The sequence below is a fragment of the Actinomadura sp. NAK00032 genome (assembly GCF_013364275.1).
In the GTDB taxonomy this organism is placed as follows: domain Bacteria; phylum Actinomycetota; class Actinomycetes; order Streptosporangiales; family Streptosporangiaceae; genus Spirillospora.
Map to the genome: position 1 here is coordinate 5,994,217 of NZ_CP054932.1, position 16,313 is coordinate 6,010,529.

Sequence of the window (16,313 nt, forward strand, 5' to 3'; positions counted from 1 at the left end):
GAGTGACGCGATGAAGGTCCTGGCCGCGGGAGACCGCTTCGTCCTGCCGGACCTGCTGGCCGGCGCGCTGGACGCCGAACTCGGCGGTGCCGCCGAGGTCCGCCGGCTGGAACTGCCGTGGCCGGAGGTACCGTTCGGCCCGGTGGCCGAGGTGGACGAGGCGTCCGGCGACGAGGACACCATGATCGGCGCGCTGGCCGGCGTGGAGGCGTGCGTCACCCAGATGGCCCCCGTCACCGCCAAGGTCCTCGGCAACGCCCCCGGGCTGCGGCTGGTGGCCGTCGCGCGGGGCGGCCCCGTCAACGTCGACCTGGAGGCGGCCACCGCGCACGGCGTGCGGGTCTGCTACGCGCCGGGCCGCAACGCGACCGCGACCGCCGAGTACACCGTCGGGCTGATGCTCTCCGTGCTGCGCCGCATCCCCGAGACCCACGCCGCGCTGTCGGGCAGCCGCGAGTGGGGCGGGCGCTACTACACCTACGAGGCCACCGGCCTGGAGCTGGAGGGGACGCCCGTCGGGCTGATCGGCGGCGGCGCCGTCGGCGGCCGGGTGGCCCGCATCCTGGAGGGCTTCGGCGCGGACGTCCAGATCTACGACCCGTACCTGCCGGGCGGCGACACGGATCTCGACGGTCTGCTGCGCCGCTCCCGCGTGGTCTCCCTGCACGCCCGGCTCACCCCGGAGAACCGCGGCATGATCGGCGCCCGCGAGCTGGCGCTGATGCCGCCCGGCTCGGTGCTGGTGAACTGCGCCCGGGGCCCGCTGGTGGACGAGGACGCGCTGTGCGACGCGCTGGAGTCGGGCCGCCTGATGGGCGCCGGCCTGGACACCTTCGCCGTCGAGCCGCCGCCCGCCGGCTCGCGCCTGTTCGGGCTGCCGGGCGTCGTGATGACCCCGCACCTGGGCGGCGCGTCCCGCGCGGTGGCCGAGCGGGCGGCCCGCATCGTCGCCGCCGAGGTGGGCCGCCTGCACCGGGGCGAGCCGCTGGCGCACTGCCTCAACCCGGGCTGACCGGGCCCCGCCGCCGCAGAGCGGTCCCCGCTCCGAGCAGTCGAGGAGGTCGACGATGTACGTCGGGATCGACGTCGGCACGTCCGTGGTGAAGGCCGCGGCGTTCGACGAGGACGGCCGCGCGCTGGCCGTCGAGTCGCGCCCGGCCCGCACGCTGCGCGGCGACGCCCGGGTCGAGCAGGACACCGAGGAGGTCGTCGCGGCCGCCCTGGAGGTGCTCGGCGCGCTCACCGCGCGGCGGTGGCCCGCGGCCGCCGGGGTGACCGGCCAGGGCGACGGCGTGTGGCTGGTGGACGCGCGGGCCCGGCCGGTGCGCCCCGCGATCTCCTGGATGGACGGCCGCGCCGCCGCGATCGTCACCGAGTGGACGGCGGGCGGCGTGGCGGCGGAGGTCTTCGCGCGTACCGGCAACGCGCTGTTCCCCGGCTGCCCGGCCCCGATCCTGGCCTGGCTGGACCGGCACGAGCCCGCCGCCCTGGACGCCGCCGCCACCGCGGCCTACTGCAAGGACGTCGTCTTCCAGCGGCTCACCGGGGTGCGCGCCACCGACGCGAGCGACGCCTCGGTGCCCTTCCTCGACCCCCGCGCGCGCGACTACGACCCCGGTGCCCTCGCGGCCTGCGGGCTGTCGCACCGGGCGGGCCTGCTCGCGCCGGTCGCCGCGCCGCTGCCGCGCGGCGTCCCGCTCGGCGGGGTGCCGCTGCCGGCCGGCACGCCGGTCACCTCCGGCCCCTTCGACGTGCCCGCCTGCGCCCTCGGGGCGGGGGTGACCGAGCCCGGCGACGGGCTGCTGATCATCGGGACGACGCTGGCCTGCCTGGCCGTGGTGGACGAGCCCGCGCTGGACGGGCCGCCGACCGGGTTCCACTTCGCCACCGGGCATCCGGACCGGTGGCTGCGCGGCATGCCCGCGATGGTCGGCACGGCGGCGCTGGAATGGGTGCTGGCACGGGTGGGCGCGTCCCACCGCGACCTGGACGAGCTGCTCGCCGCCTCCCCGCCGGGGGCGCGCGGCGTGCGGGTGCTGCCGTTCTTCTCCCCCTCGGGCGAGCGGGCGCCGTTCGTCGAGCCGGCCGCGCGGGCGGAGATCACCGGGGTGAGCCTGGAGACCACCACCGCCGACCTGGTGCGGGCGACCTGCGAGGGCATCGCCTACGCGGCGCGGCACTGCCTGGACGCCGCCGGGCTGCGCGGCGCGCTGTCGGTGGCGGGCGGCGGCACCCGCAGCGCGCGCTGGCTCCAGCTGTTCGCCGACGTACTCGGCCGCCCGCTGCGGGTCGCGGCGGAGGAGGCCGGGGCCCGGGGCGCCGTGCTCGCGGGCGGCCACGGGCTGGACGCGGCGGCGTGGACGCGTCCCGCGTCGGTGCGCGACCCGGACGCGGCCCGGGCGGCCTTCCACGACGCGGAGTACCGGGACTACCTGGCGCGGGTGGAGACCGCCCGCGAGCGCTGGCGCGGCGCCTTATAACACTCGTTCACGTTGTTATCGCACCCTGATCTACCGCGCTCGTACGCGGTCGGCCGCACCTGATCATCCCCTGTCGCAGGCGGTATGACCGTTGCAGATGCCGGAAACGGCGGCGCGGACCAATGTGATCTACCTGACATCTTGACACCCAATCCCGGTATCTCTACGCTCCATCTCACATCGATAAGTGTTAAAACCGCATGACAACGAAACGAACGGAGGCGGAGGCATGAGCGGCGACCCCACCGCGGCACTGGCGCCCTACGGCCTTCGCTGCGCGCACCTGACCGAGCCGCTGGGCATCGACGAGCCGGCGCCGGCGCTGGCATGGCGGCTGTCCTCCAGCCGGCGCGGCGACGCGCAGGCCCGGTACCGGGTGCGCGTCTGGACCGTCCCGGCGGGCTCCCCCGAGGACGAGACCGAGGACGCGGCGCAGGTCTGGGACACCGGCGAGGTCGCCGACCCGGCCGCGGTGTCCGTCCGCTACGCGGGCGCGCCGCTGCGCCCCCGCACCCGCTACCGCTGGGAGGTGGCGGTCACCGCCGGGGACGGCGCGACCGCCGCCGCGTCCTCCTGGTTCGAGACCGGCCTGCTCGGCCCGGCGGCCTGGCGGGCGTCCTGGATCACCCACGACACCGGCGACCTCGACGTGGTGGACGCGCCCGAGGAGGGCGAGCTGGCCCTCGCCGACCACGGCCTGCAGCCCGCGATCCGGCTGCGGCGCGCGTTCGACGCCCCCGAGGCGCCCGTCCGCGCACGCCTGTACGTCACCGCCCGCGGCCTGTACGAGATGCGGCTGAACGGCCACCGCGCCGGCGACGCCGAGCTCGCGCCGGGCTGGACCGACTACCGCGACCGCGTCGACTACCAGGTCCACGACGTGACCGCGCTCGTCGCCGCCGGGGAGAACGTCCTCGCCTGCACGCTGGCCGACGGCTGGTGGAGCGGCTTCGTGGGCTTCGACCCGCGCCGCCTCGGCGCCCACTATGGAGCGTTCCCGGAGCTGCTGGCGGAGCTGCACCTCGACCACGCCGACGGCCGCCACGAGGTCATCGCCACCGGCGGGGACTGGCGCACCCGCCGCTCCCCGATCCGGTACGCCGACCTGCTGAAGGGCGAGTGCCACGACCTGCGCCGCGACACCCCCGGCTGGGACCGCCCCGCCTTCGACGACGCCGGCGGCTGGCGGCCCGCGCAGGCCACCGGCGCCGACCACGACCTGATCACCGCGTCGGTGGCACCGCCCGTCCGGGCCGTGGAGGAACTGCCCGCCCGCGCCGTCACCCGCACCGGCGGCGACCGGCACCTGGTCGACTTCGGGCAGAACTTCGCCGGCCGCGTCCGCCTCCGCGCCCGCGGCCTGACCCCGGGCGCGCGCGTGGTGGTCCGGCACGCCGAGGCCCTGGACGACGACGGCGCCCTCTACACCGGCAACCTGCGCACCGCCGACGCGACGGACGTCCTCATCGCGGGCGACGGCGCCGAGGCGGTGTTCGAGCCGCGCTTCACCTACCACGGGTTCCGCTACGCGGAGGTCACGGGCCTCGCCGAACTGGACGCCGCCGACATCACCGGCGTCGTCCTGCACAACGACACCCCGCGGACGGGCGAGTTCGGCTGCTCCGACCCGGACGTCGAGCGCCTGTACCGGGCCATCCGCTGGGGGCAGCGCTCCAACTTCGTCAGCGTCCCCACGGACTGCCCGCAGCGCGACGAGCGGCTCGGCTGGCTCGCCGACGCGCAGGTGTTCCTGCCGACCGCCTGCCTCAACGCCGACGTCGCCGCCTTCTTCGACGGCTGGCTGCGGGAGGTCCGCGGCGCCCAGTCGCCCGGCGGCGCGTTCACGAACGTGGCGCCGCGGCTCGCCGGCGTCGCCGACGAGGGCGCGCCGGGCTGGGGCGACGCCGGGGTCATCGTCCCCTGGCACCTGTACCGCGTGTACGGGGACGAGCGCTTCCTCGAAAGCAACCTCGACGCCATGTGCGCCTGGGTCGACCACGTCCACCGGCACAACCCCGACCTGGTGTGGCGGCACCGCGTCGGGCCGCACTTCGCCGACTGGCTCGCCCCCGCGCCGACGCCGCGCGAGGTCGTCGCCACCGCCTACTTCGCCCGCAGCGCCGGCCTCACCGCCCGCGCCGCCGAGGTCCTCGGCCGGCGCGACGCCGCGGAGCGGTACGGCGCGCTCGCCGAGCGCGTCCGCGCGGTGTTCGCCGAGCGGTTCACCACGCCGGACGGCCGGGTCCGCGGCGACACCCAGACCGGCTACCTGCTCGCCCTGGCGTTCGGGCTGCTGCCGGACGGCCTGGTCCGGCCCGCCGCCGACCGGCTGGCCGAGCTGGTCGAGGCGGCGGGGCCCGGCACCACCACCGGCTTCCTCGGCGTGGGGCTGCTCGCCCCGGTGCTGGACGAGTGCGGGCGGCCCGACCTCGCGCACGCGCTGCTGCGCAGGACCGACCCGCCGTCCTGGCTGCACCCGCTGCGGCACGGCGCGACCACGATCTGGGAGCGCTGGGACGGCTACACCGAGGAGCGCGGCTTCCAGGCCGCGGCGATGAACTCCTTCAACCACTACGCGCTCGGCTCCATCGGCGAATGGCTCTACCAGGGCGTCGCCGGGCTGGGCCAGGCACCCGGCTCCGCCGGGTACCGCGAGCTGCTGGTCCGCCCCCGGCCCGGCGGGCTGGACTGGGCGCGCGCCGCCTACGAGTCGGTGCGCGGCACCGTCCGGACCGCGTGGTCGCGGGCGGACGGCGAGCTGCGGCTGGAGGTGAGCGTGCCGCCGGGGGCCACCGCGATCGTGCACGTGCCGGCCGGCGACCCCGGCGGCGTGCGCGAGAGCGGGATCCCGGTGGCCGAGGCCGCCGGGGTCGACGTCCTCGGCACCGAACCCGGAACGCTCCGCTGCCGGGTGTCCTCGGGGGACTACCGCTTCACCGCGCCGGACCCGGCGGCCGCGCCCTCACCGGCGGCCCCGGCGGCGCACATCCATCGCGGCGCAGGGCCGCGATTCGAGGAGGACTCATGACATCGTCTACGGGGCTCAGCCGCCGCGGCTTCCTGGGGCTGACCGGCGGCGTCGCCGCCATGGGAGCGCTGGCGGCCTGCGGCGGGACGTCCGGTTCGGGCGGCGGCGGGGCGCTGCGGCTGGTCGGCGTCGCCGACCAGCAGAAGCCGCTCGAGCTGCTGATCAAGGAGTACACCAAGAGCAAGTTCAACGCGTCCTACGCGCCCACCGACCAGGTGCAGACCTCGGTGCGCACGCAGCTCGGCGCGGGCAACGCCCCCGACGTGCACGTGGTGTACCCCGGCAACGGCTCGGCGATGAGCATGGCGCAGATCTCCCAGGCCGGCCTGCTGGCCGACCTGAGCGGCCAGGCCTGGACGAAGCGGATCCCGGCCGGGCTGAAGCCGGCGTTCGAGAACGGCGGCAAGACCTACATCTACTCCGCCGGCTCCAGCGTCATCGGCGCCGTCTACAACAAGAAGGTCTTCCAGGAGGCCGGCGTCGAGCCGCCCACCACCTGGTCGGGGTTCCTGGACGTCTGCGAGAAGATCAAGAAGAAGGGCAAGGTGCCGATCGCGCTGGGCGCCCAGACCCAGTGGGTCACCCAGCTGATCACCTACGCGCTCGTCCCCTCCACGGTCTACGCCAAGAACCCGAAGTTCGACGAGCAGATGAAGGCGGGCTCGGCGAGCTTCGCCGGCTCGGGCTGGGCGGACGCGTTCGAGATGTACCTGGAGCTGCAGAAGCGCGGGTACTTCAACGACAACCCCAACGGCACGACGTTCGAGCAGCAGACCGCCATGGTCGCCACCGGCAAGGCCGCGATGGCGATCCAGGTGTCGGCCGTGCTGCCCGACTTCCGCAAGTCCGCCGCCGACGCCGCCGACCTCGGCATGTTCCCGGTGCCCGGGGCCGACGACGCGGGCCAGGTGTGGATCCCGGCGGGCGTCGTCGTCGGGCTCGGGGTCAGCGCGCGCGGCAAGAACGTGGACGAGGCCAAGGCGTTCCTGGAGTTCCTCGGTGAGCAGCGGAACATGAACCGCTGGGCGGAGGCCGTCGCCTGCGTGCCGCTCAGCCGCGACTCCACGTCCAAGATCGACCCGGTGCTGGAGCCGTTCCTGCCGTTCATCGACGGCAACAAGGCCGTGCCGTTCATGGACCAGGGGTGGCCGAACGCCGAGATCCAGCCGGCCCACTTCGCGGTGGTCCAGGAGCTGCTGGGCGGCAAGACGTCGGTGAACGCGGCGCTGAAGAAGCTGGACGAGACCTACCGGAAGAACTGACCCGTGACCTCGACCACCCGCCCCGCCCCGGTGAAGTCCGCCGCGCCGCCGGGCGCGCCGGGCCGCCGCCGGCGGCGGGGCGCCCGCTTCCTGTCCCCGCCGTGGTGGTTCGCGGCGCCCGCCCTCGCCGTCTACGCGCTGGTGGTGCTGTACCCGAGCGTCAGCGGCGTCGTGTACGCCTTCACCGACTGGAACGGCCTCGGCGAGCGCAGCTTCAACGGGCTGGACAACTTCACCCGGCTGTTCCGCGACGAGGCCGCGCGCGGCTCGCTGGCCAACACGCTGCTGCTGACCGTGGCGATCGTGTTCGTCCAGAACGGGATCGGGCTGCTGCTGGCGCTCGGCGTGCACGCGAAGATCAAGTCGCGGACCGTGCTGCGCGTGGTGTTCTTCGCCCCGGCCGTCGTCAGCCCGGTGATGGTGGCGTTCCTGTGGAAGTACATCTACAACCCGGCGCCCGGCGCGGGGCTCAACGGCGTCCTCGGCGCGGTCGGGCTCGGCGCGCTGCGGCAGGACTGGCTGGGCGACCCGTCGCTGGCGCTGTGGTCGGTCGCGGGCATGGTGGTCTGGCAGTTCGCCGGGTACTCCATGGTGATCTTCCTGGCCGGGCTGGAGGGCGTGCCCGCCGAGCTGCACGAGGCCGCGATGATCGACGGCGCGGGCCGGTTCCAGCGGTTCCGGAACGTGACGTGGCCGATGCTGGCGCCCGCCGTCACGATCAACCTGATGCTGTCGACGATCGGCGGCCTCAAGCTGTTCGACCAGGTCTACGCCGCCACGAGCGGGGGCCCGGGGCACGCCAGCGAGACGCTGTCGACCGTCCTGTACAAGCAGGCGTTCGTCTTCGGCAACTACGGCTACAGCACCTCGATCGCGCTGGTGCTGGCGCTGTTCGTCGCGGCGGTGTCGATGGTGCAGATCCACTACCTGCGGGGCCGGGAGGTGAGCGCGTGAACGTGCGGTACGGGCTGCGGACGTTCGGGCTGGAACTGGTGATGATCGCGGTCGCCGTCGCCTTCCTGTTCCCCGTGTACGCCCTCGTCACGCTGTCGCTCAAGGACCAGCGGGCGGTCGCCGAGTCGCCGCTGGCCCTGCCGTCGGACCCGGCGCTGGACAACTACTCCGCGGCCTGGACGCGCGCGGAGCTCGGCCCGGCGCTGTTCAACAGCACGGTGATCACGGTGGTGAGCCTGCTGGCGCTGATCGCGATCGGCTCGTTCGCCGCCTACTTCCTGTCGCGCCAGGCGTCCCGGCTGGGCTACGGCCTGTACGTGCTGTTCCTGCTCGGCATCGTGCTGCCGTTCCAGCTCGGCATGATCCCGCTGTTCAAGCTGGTGGACGGGGCCGGGCTGCTCGGCTCCTACCCGGCGATGATCATCTTCTACACCGGGATCCAGCTGCCCTTCACGATCTTCCTCTACACGGGGTTCATCCGGGCGCTGCCGGCCGACTACGCGCACGCCGCGCTGATCGACGGCGCCGGCCACGTCAGGGCGTTCACCCGGGTGGTGTTCCCGCTGCTGCGGCCGATCACCGGCACCGTGCTGATCCTCAACGCGGTGTTCATCTGGAACGACTTCTTCACGCCGCTGCTGTACCTCGGCGGCTCGACCCGCGAGACGGTCCCGGTGAAGATCTTCTCCTTCGTCGGCCAGTACGTCTCGGACAACGGGCTCGTGTTCGCCGGGCTGGTGCTGGCCTCGCTGCCGATCCTGGCGGTGTTCCTGGTGCTGCAGCGCTACGTCATCAAGGGCTTCGCGAGCGGGCTGAAGGGATGAGTCCGGTGATTCCGGGACGGCTCCGGGCGGTGCTGGACGCGCCGCCCCGCGCGTACTCCCCCGCGCCCATCTGGTGGTGGAGCGGCGAGCGGCTCGACCGGCGGCGGCTGCGCGACCAGCTGGAGCGCTTCGCCGCGGGCGGCGTGCACAACCTGGTGATCCTCAACCTGGCGCCGTCCGGCCCGATGTTCGGCTCCGACGCCGACGACCCGGCGTTCTTCACCGACGCCTGGTGGGAGCTGCTCGACGGGGTGTGCGAGGACGCCGCCCGGCTCGGGACGTCGCTGTGGTTCTACGACCAGCTCGGCTTCTCCGGAGCCGACCTCCAGGCGCGGCTGGTGCGCGACGTCCCCGGGTTCGCGGGGCAGTGGCTGGAGCCGGACGGCGGCACGTCGGCGCGCGGCTTCGACTACCTGTCGGCGACGGCGTGCGCGGCGCTGCTCGACCGCGTCCACGGGGAGTTCGAGCGGCGGCTCGGGCACCGCTTCGGCAACGTGATCGCCGGATCGTTCCAGGACGAGCTGCCCGCGCTGCCGACCTGGACGGAGGGGTTCGCGGCGGAGTTCGCGGCCCGCCGCGGCTACGACCCGACCCCGCACCTGCCGGCCCTGTGGAAGGACGGCGGCGGCGCGCAGGCGGGCGAGGTGCGCCGCGACTACCACCTCACCCGCGCGGAACTGGCCGAGGAGGCGTTCTTCCGGCCGCTGGCCGAGTGGCACGAGCGGCACGGGCTGCTGCACGGCTGCGACCAGCAGGACCCGGCCCGCGCCGGGCACCCGGTGGACGGCGTGCGCCTGTACGCCGACTACGCCCGCACCCACCGCTGGTTCGGCGCGCCCGGCTCCGACCACCACGGCGACGCCCGGATCCACGCGTCCCTGGCCCACCTTTACGGCCGGGACCGGGTGTGGATCGAGGCGTTCCACTCCAGCGGCTGGGGCGGGACGCTGGAAGAGACCTTCGACTGGCTGCTGCCGTGGCTGCGCGCCGGCGCGACGCTGTACAACCCGCACGCGGTCTACTACTCGACCAAGGCGGGCTGGTGGGAGTGGGCGCCGCCCTCGACGGACTGGCGGCAGCCCTACTGGCCGCACCACCGGGTCTTCGCCGACGCGGTCGCGCGGCTGTGCGCGGCCCTGTCGCTCGGCCGCCACGTCTGCGACGTGGCCGTGCTGTTCCCGACCGCGACCGCCCAGGCGGGCACGCGGCTCGACGGCGTGGACGCCTCCGCCGCGCTCGCCCAGGAGACGTACCGGGCGCTGACCGGCGACATGGCGTGGTTCCAGATGGTGCCCGGCGCCCTCGACCGGCTCCGCGTCGACGCCGACGTCATCGACGACGACTCCGTCCGGCGGGCGGCGGTCGCGGACGGCCGGCTGACCGTCGCGGACGAGTCCTACGGGACGGTCCTGCTCCCCGCCTGCACCGTCCTCGAAGGGGACACCGCCCGGCGGCTGGCCGCGCTGGCCGAGGCGGGCGGCCGGGTGGTGGCCGTCGGCCCGCCGCCCCGGCACGGGGTCGGGGACCCGGGCGCCGGGGAGGCCGTCGCCCGGCTGGCCGCGCTGCTGGAGACGGTGCCGGACGCCGGCGCGCTCGGCCCGGTGCTGGAGTCCGCGCGGCGGGTCGAGGCGCCCGTCCCGGCCCTGGTCCGCGAGGTGGACGGCGCGACCGTGGTGTTCGTGACGGCGGCCGAGTCGATGGCGTCCCGTGTGTCGGTCGGCCGCCCCGACGAGCGCGGCATCGACCTCGGCTGGCTGGACGTGACCTACGACTTCGACCCCGGCCGCTACCACCGCGACATGCCGGTCCGGGTCCGCGGCGTGACGGGCCCCGCCTACCTGGTGAGCCCGTTCGGCGGCCCGCCCCGGGAGCTGCCCGCGACCGCCGCGGGCCCGGACACGGAGGTCGTCGTGCCGTTCGACGACGGCCCCGCCGCGCTGCTGGTGTTCCCGGGCACGGCCGCTCCGGAGGAGGCGGCGCCGCCCGTCCCGCGCCGCCCCGCGACCGAACTCGACCTCGGCTCCACCTGGGACATGGAACTGGTGCCGACGCTCGACAACACCTGGGGCGACTTCGCCCGCCCGGCCGGTGGGACGGCGCCGCTGGAGCGCTGGCAGCTCTGGCACCGGGCGGAGGACGACCCCGGCTGGACCCCGGCCCACGCGACGTTCGGCCCCCACGCACGCTGGTCATCCGGTGGCGAGTGGCGGCCCGCCGTCTACTCCGACACCCGCGGCATCCGCAAGGACCCCGTCCACCGGCCGGTGCTCGGCCCGAAGGGGCACGTCCCCGAGGAGTTCCTCGACTTCGGCGACGTCGAGGCCGGGCGGGCGGTCGTGCTGCGCACCCGCGTGACCGTGCCCGCGCCGGGCGGCTTCCCCGTCCTCGGCTTCGCCGCCGCCAAGACGCTCCTGGTGGACGGGACCGAGGTCCCGCTCGACGACCGCGGCTACCTCGCGGTGGCCGGGGACCCGCTCTCCCCCGGCGAGCACACGCTGGAGGTCCGCCTGGTCCCCGACGAGGACGTGCGGCTGCGCGGGCACGTGTCCGTCGTGACCGACCCGGCGCGCTGCGTCCGGCCCGAGTGGATCACCGCCGGCGGGGCGGCGCGCCCCGGCGCGCGGGTCGCCTTCACCGCCGAACTGCCGCGCGGCACCGGGCCGTCCGTCCTCCAGGTGGCGTCCGCGTCCCCGTGCCGCGTGCTGCTGGACGGGGCGGAGATCGGCAGGCAGGGCGGCTTCGACCCCTACGCCGAGCAGGCGGCGCCCCGCGTCGGCCGCTACGACCTGCCCGACGCGCCCGGCGCCCGCCTCACGCTCGTCCTCACCGAGGGCGGGAGCGCGGCGGCGGTCCTGGTGGACGGCCCGGTCGTGTCCGGCGCCGGCTGGACCGCGGCCCGCGACGACGCCGCGGCGCCCGTCGTGCCCAGGCGGGCGCAGACCGGCGACCCCGCCGCCCTCCACTTGCGGCGCCGCCCGCACCCGCTGCCCGGCGCGCACTGGCTGGAGGACGCCCCGGCCGACGGCACCGTCCTGCCCGCGTCCTTCGCCGACCCCGGCGCCACGCCCGGGGCCGAGCGGCTGCGCTTCGCCGTGCCGCCGGGCGCGACGCGGATGCGCTTCACCGCGCGGGCCGAGGTCACCGCCGTCCTCCTCGACGGCGAACCGCTCCCCGCCGCGCACGACGGCGCCGGTCGCTTCGACCTCGAACTCCCCGGCGGCGCGCGGCCGGCCGCGACCGCCGAACTGCGGCTGCGGACCCGTCCGGAGCACCGCGCGGGCGCGGCCCTCGCCGGACCGGTCGCGTTCACCGCCGGCCCGGGCACGATCGAGCTGGGCGACTGGGAGGACGCGGGCCTCGCCGGGTACAGCGGCGGCGTCCGCTACCGGCGCGTCCTGGACCTGCCGGCGGCGCCCGGCGCGGCCGCGCTCGACCTCGGCCGCGTCCGCGGCACCGCCGAGGTCGCGGTGAACGGGCGCGCGGCGGGCGTGCGGATCTGCTCCCCGTACGCCTTCGACCTCGGCCCCGCGCTACGCGCCGGCCGCAACGAGATCGAGGTCACCGTCTACGGCACCCTCGCCCCCCACCTCGACGAGTCGAGCCCCACCCACTTCGTCTTCCCGGGCCAGCGGACCTGCGGCCTGCTCGGCCCGGTCGTCCTCACCACCTTCCAGAACTGACGCGTCAGGGCCGGGACTGACGCGTCAGGGGCGCCACTGGCGCTGGGCGGCCAGGGCGTCCCAGTCGGTGAGCCAGTCGCGGCCCTGCTCGTCGATGAACGAGCCCGGCGGCGGGGTGATGCCGTGCTCGCGCAGCCACGCGCCGGGGCGCCGCATCGCGGGGCGCATCCGGCCGTCGCTCGGCATGAGCTGCGGCTGGATCGGCGCCGGCATCGGCGGGGCGTGCGGCTCGGCGGCGGCGTCGGCGACGTCCTTCTCCTCGGCCATCCCGATGGGGCCCTCGCGGCGGGCGTTGAAGAACTGGTGCACCGCCGGGTGCGTGCTCGACAGCACCATCTCGCGCGGCCCGAACATGACCAGGCCGCGGCGGAACAGCAGGCCGAGGTTGTCCGGCAGGACGCGGGCGGTGCCGATGTCGTGGGTGACGATGAGGAAGGTGGCGCCGAGCTCGGTGTTGAGGTCGACGAACAGCTGGTTGAGGTAGGCGGTGCGGACGGGGTCCAGGCCGGAGTCCGGCTCGTCCGCCAGGATGATCTGCGGGTCCAGGACGAGGGCGCGGGCGAGCCCGGCGCGCTTCTTCATCCCGCCGGAGATCTCGCCGGGCAGCTTGTCCTCCGACCCGGTGAGGCCCACCATGTCCATCTTCTCCAGCACGATGCGCCGGATCTCCGACTCGCCCTTCTTGGTGTGCTCGCGCAGCGGGAAGGCGATGTTGTCGTAGATGTTCATGGAGCCGAACAGGGCGCCGTCCTGGAACAGCACGCCGAACTGGCGGCGCATCTCGTAGAGCTCGTGCTCGCGCAGCCGCGGCACGTCGCCGCCGCCGACGTAGACGTGGCCGCGGTCGGGGCGCAGCAGCCCGACGAGGTTCTTCAGGAACACCGACTTGCCGGTGCCGGACGGCCCGAGCAGCGCGGAGATCTCGCCCGCCGGGATGGTGAGCGACACGTCCTCCCAGATGACCTGCCGCCCGAACGACTTCCTCAGCCCTTCCACCCGGATCTCGACGCCCATGGGCACTCCCGTGCCGGGGAACCGGGGGGCGGGGGAATCCGCGTCGTCGGCCCGATCCCCCGTTGCCTCGACTGTACGTGCGCAACGCCGGGCCGGGGAGGCCCAGCGGGCGCCGGGTCCATCCCGAAACATAATCGCGTTCGGTTTCCGGGGGCGCGGGCGGACGTTGCCCGACTGACCACCCGCACGTCACCAGGGTGACAACGCGCGCGGTTGTAATTAGTCACCTTCTGCGTCTTTCGTCCGCCTTGGCGGTCTTACACCATGTCCAGGACCTCCGGCGCACCACAAGGGTGCGCCACCCCCCCCGCTGGAGGCACAAGTGAACACCCGTCACAGGCGCGTCGCCGCCGCCGCCGTCACCACGGCCGCGGCCGGTCTCGTGGCCGCCACCCTCGCGGCCGCTCCCGCCGCGTCCGCCAGCCCCGCCGCGCCCGCCGCTCCCGCGGTGCCCGGCACGCTGGCCACCTCGCTCGCGCACCAGCTCGGCACCCAGTCCGCCGGCTCCTACCTCAAGGGCGGGCAGCTGGTCGTCACGGTCACCGGCGCGCAGGCCGCGCAGGCCGTCCGCGCCGCCGGCGCGGTGCCGCAGACCGTGGCGCGCAGCGGCGCCGACCTGACGAAGGTCATGGCGGCGCTCAAGCGCGAGGCGACCGTCCCGGGCACCGCCTGGGCCGTCGACCCGGCGTCCAACCAGGTCGTCCTCAGCATGGACAGCACGGTCACGGGCGCCAAGCTCACGAAGGTCAAGGCCGCCGCCGCCAGGCAGGGCGCGGCCGTCCGCACCGAGCGGGTCGCCGGGAAGTTCCAGAAGTTCACCCGCGGCGGCGAGGCCATCTACACCGGCGGCGCGCGCTGCTCGCTGGGCTTCAACGTCCGGTCCGGCAGCACGTACTACTTCGTCACCGCCGGGCACTGCACCAACATCGGCACGACCTGGACCGACAGCTCGGGCCGGACGCTGGGCCGCACCGTGGCCAGCAGCTTCCCCGGCAACGACTACGGGGTCGTGCAGTACAGCTCGACGCCCACCGACACGCAGGGCAGCGTCAGCCTGTACGGGTCCGGCACCCGCGACATCACCAGCGCCGGCAACGCCGCGGTCGGGCAGACCGTGTACCGCAGCGGCAGCACCACCGGCCTGCACAACGGACGCGTCACCGCGCTCAACCAGACGGTGAACTACCAGGAGGGCAGCGTCAGCGGCCTCATCCGCACCACGGTGTGCGCCGAGCCCGGCGACAGCGGCGGCTCCCTGTTCGCCGGGTCCACCGCGCTCGGCCTGACCTCGGGCGGCAGCGGCAACTGCTCCTCCGGCGGGACGACGTTCTTCCAGCCGGTCACCGAGCCGCTCAGCCGCTACGGCCTGAGCGTCTACTGATCACGCGGCTCCACTGAGAAAGACGGCACCGTGAGAGGGCGGGCCGTCCCCACCCGGACTCCGTGGGGGCGGCCCGTCCGCCGTGTCCGGCTCAGCCGGCGGGCACCTCCAGGGTGCGCAGCACCTCGGCGATGACGGCGGACTGCTGGTCGGCGAGGTAGAAGTGGCCGCCCGGCAGCACCTTCAGCGCGAACCGCCCGTCGGTGGCCCGCGCCCAGCCCCGCGCCTGCTCCGGCGACACGTGCGCGTCGGCGTCCCCGACGATCGCGGTGACCGGGACCGTCAGCCGCGTCCCCGCCCGGTGCGCGTAGTCCTCGATCAGCGCGAAGTCGTTGCGCACGTACGGCAGGACCAGGTCGCGCAGCTCCGGGTCCCGCAGCGCCTCCGCGTCGGTGCCGCCCATCTCGACCATCTCGGCGACCACGCCGTCGTCGTCGAGGTCGCAGACGCGGCGGTCGGCGGCGCGGTCGTCCGGCGGACGCGTCCCGGACGCGAACAGGTGCACCGGGGCGCTGCCGCGCTCCTGCAGCAGCCGCGCCACCTCGTAGGCGAGGACGGCGCCCATGCTGTGCCCGAACAGCGCGGCGGGACGGTCCATCAGCGGCGCCATCGCGCCCGCGACCAGCCGGGCGAGCTGGTGCGCGTCGGTGACGAGCGCGTCCCCCATCCGGTCGGCGCGCCCGGGGTACTGGACGGCGTGCACCTCCACGGCCGGGCTGATCTCCTTGGCCCACGGCCGGTAGAACACCGCCGACCCGCCCGCGTGCGGCAGGCAGAACAGCCGCATCGACGCCCACGGCCGCGTCTCGGCGCAGCGGAACCAGGTCACGTGATCAACTCCTCCTCCTCGTGCCGCCGGGAGGTCGTCCGGGGGTCGTGGGGCAGCGGCCACGGCGCGACCCGCGGATCCGGCACGAGCTTGGGCGCGGCGGTCTCCGCCGCCACCTTAAAGCCCCGGCGCCGGTAGTTCGCGATCGCGTTCGGATGGTCGAGGCTGCTGGTGCGCAGCCACACCCGCGAGGCGGGGCCCGCGTCCGGCGCCCACAGCCCGCCGCGCTGCCAGGCGCGGCGCGTGCACTGCTCCACGAGGTAGCCGCCGTAGCCGCGGCCGACGAACGCCGGCGTGAGGCCGAGCAGGTGGATCTCGGTGTCCCCGTCCGGCTGCGCCTCGATCTCGAAGAAGCCCGCGACGGTGCCCTCGGCCATCGCGATCCAGGTGGACAGCTCGGGGCGCCCGACCCAGGCCAGCCACCGCTCGTAGGACCACGGGAAGCGGTCCGTCCAGCACACCCGGGCGCCGACCGCCGCGTACAGGGCGCGGCTGACGTCGGCGGACGGCAGCGCGGCGAGGGTGAACGTCATCTCGACGGCGGGCAGCGGCGCGGGGCGCAGGTCGGCCGCGTCCCGCATCTCCATCGTCCACTCGGTGACCGAGGCGATCTCCAGTTCGGCGCCTCCTGGGGGCGGCCCCCAGACCCCCTCACTCACCCATGGCCTCGATCAAGCTCTTGGGCCGCATGTCCGTCCAGTTCTCGGTGATGTGGTCGAGGCACGCCTGGCGGGTGTCCGCGTCCTTGGCCACGGTCCAGCCGGCGGGGACGTCGGCGAAGGACGGCCACAGCGAGTGCTGGCCCTCGCCGTTGACGAGCACGAGGTAGGTGCCGTCCGGGTCCTCGAAGGGGTTCGACAT

Annotated in this window: 12 protein-coding genes; 8 read left to right on the top strand and 4 right to left on the bottom strand. The window is 74.9% G+C overall.

What is annotated here, in order from left to right; genetic code table 11:
* Nucleotides 1-10: 10 nt before the first annotated feature.
* The 7 genes from HUT06_RS27795 (at nt 11) to HUT06_RS27825 (ending at nt 12,228) form a co-directional block, all read left to right on the top strand.
* Nucleotides 11-1,012 (top strand): NAD(P)-dependent oxidoreductase, encoded by a 1,002-nt coding sequence (locus tag HUT06_RS27795; protein WP_176198407.1) that lies wholly within the window; start codon nt 11-13, stop codon nt 1,010-1,012.
* Nucleotides 1,013-1,067: 55 nt separating this feature from the next.
* Nucleotides 1,068-2,480: an FGGY-family carbohydrate kinase gene (locus HUT06_RS27800; protein ID WP_176198408.1), complete on the top strand. Its 1,413-nt coding sequence runs from the start codon at nt 1,068-1,070 to the stop codon at nt 2,478-2,480.
* Between the two features lie 229 nt (nt 2,481-2,709).
* Complete coding sequence (locus HUT06_RS27805) at nt 2,710-5,508, top strand: glycoside hydrolase family 78 protein (protein WP_176198409.1); 2,799 nt, start codon at nt 2,710-2,712, stop codon at nt 5,506-5,508.
* Nucleotides 5,505-6,770, top strand: coding sequence for an ABC transporter substrate-binding protein (locus tag HUT06_RS27810; protein WP_176198410.1), 1,266 nt, complete (start codon nt 5,505-5,507; stop codon nt 6,768-6,770). Before HUT06_RS27805 ends, HUT06_RS27810 begins: the two co-directional genes overlap by 4 nt.
* Nucleotides 6,771-6,773: 3 nt before the next feature.
* On the top strand, nt 6,774-7,724 hold the full coding sequence (locus tag HUT06_RS27815) for a carbohydrate ABC transporter permease (RefSeq protein WP_254715420.1): 951 nt from the start codon (nt 6,774-6,776) through the stop codon (nt 7,722-7,724).
* A complete protein-coding gene (locus tag HUT06_RS27820) occupies nt 7,721-8,548 on the top strand; it encodes a carbohydrate ABC transporter permease (RefSeq protein WP_254715421.1) in 828 nt (275 codons plus the stop codon). Before HUT06_RS27815 ends, HUT06_RS27820 begins: the two co-directional genes overlap by 4 nt.
* Nucleotides 8,545-12,228: a glycosyl hydrolase gene (locus HUT06_RS27825; protein WP_176198411.1), complete on the top strand. Its 3,684-nt coding sequence runs from the start codon at nt 8,545-8,547 to the stop codon at nt 12,226-12,228. The genes HUT06_RS27820 and HUT06_RS27825 overlap by 4 nt, the downstream gene beginning before the upstream one ends.
* 24 nt (nt 12,229-12,252) lie before the next feature.
* On the opposite strand, the gene HUT06_RS27830 is transcribed toward HUT06_RS27825, so the two are convergent.
* Nucleotides 12,253-13,242, bottom strand: a complete 990-nt coding sequence (locus HUT06_RS27830) for an ABC transporter ATP-binding protein (protein WP_176198412.1) — start codon at nt 13,240-13,242, stop codon at nt 12,253-12,255.
* A gap of 322 nt (nt 13,243-13,564) precedes the next feature.
* On the opposite strand from HUT06_RS27830, the gene HUT06_RS27835 reads away from it, so the two are divergent.
* Complete coding sequence (locus HUT06_RS27835) at nt 13,565-14,623, top strand: S1 family peptidase (protein ID WP_176198413.1); 1,059 nt, start codon at nt 13,565-13,567, stop codon at nt 14,621-14,623.
* A gap of 91 nt (nt 14,624-14,714) precedes the next feature.
* Here HUT06_RS27835 and HUT06_RS27840 read toward each other — a convergent pair whose 3' ends face one another.
* From HUT06_RS27840 to HUT06_RS27850, 3 genes are read right to left on the bottom strand one after another with little or no spacing between them, the layout of a single operon-like run.
* Nucleotides 14,715-15,452, bottom strand: coding sequence for a thioesterase II family protein (locus HUT06_RS27840; RefSeq protein WP_176198414.1), 738 nt, complete (start codon nt 15,450-15,452; stop codon nt 14,715-14,717).
* On the bottom strand, nt 15,449-16,111 hold the full coding sequence (locus tag HUT06_RS27845; RefSeq protein ID WP_254715422.1) for a GNAT family N-acetyltransferase: 663 nt from the start codon (nt 16,109-16,111) through the stop codon (nt 15,449-15,451). Before HUT06_RS27845 ends, HUT06_RS27840 begins: the two co-directional genes overlap by 4 nt.
* Nucleotides 16,104-16,313 carry an MbtH family protein gene (locus HUT06_RS27850; protein WP_138635693.1) on the bottom strand — a complete coding sequence of 70 codons (210 nt, stop codon included), beginning with the start codon at nt 16,311-16,313 and terminating at the stop codon, nt 16,104-16,106. Before HUT06_RS27850 ends, HUT06_RS27845 begins: the two co-directional genes overlap by 8 nt.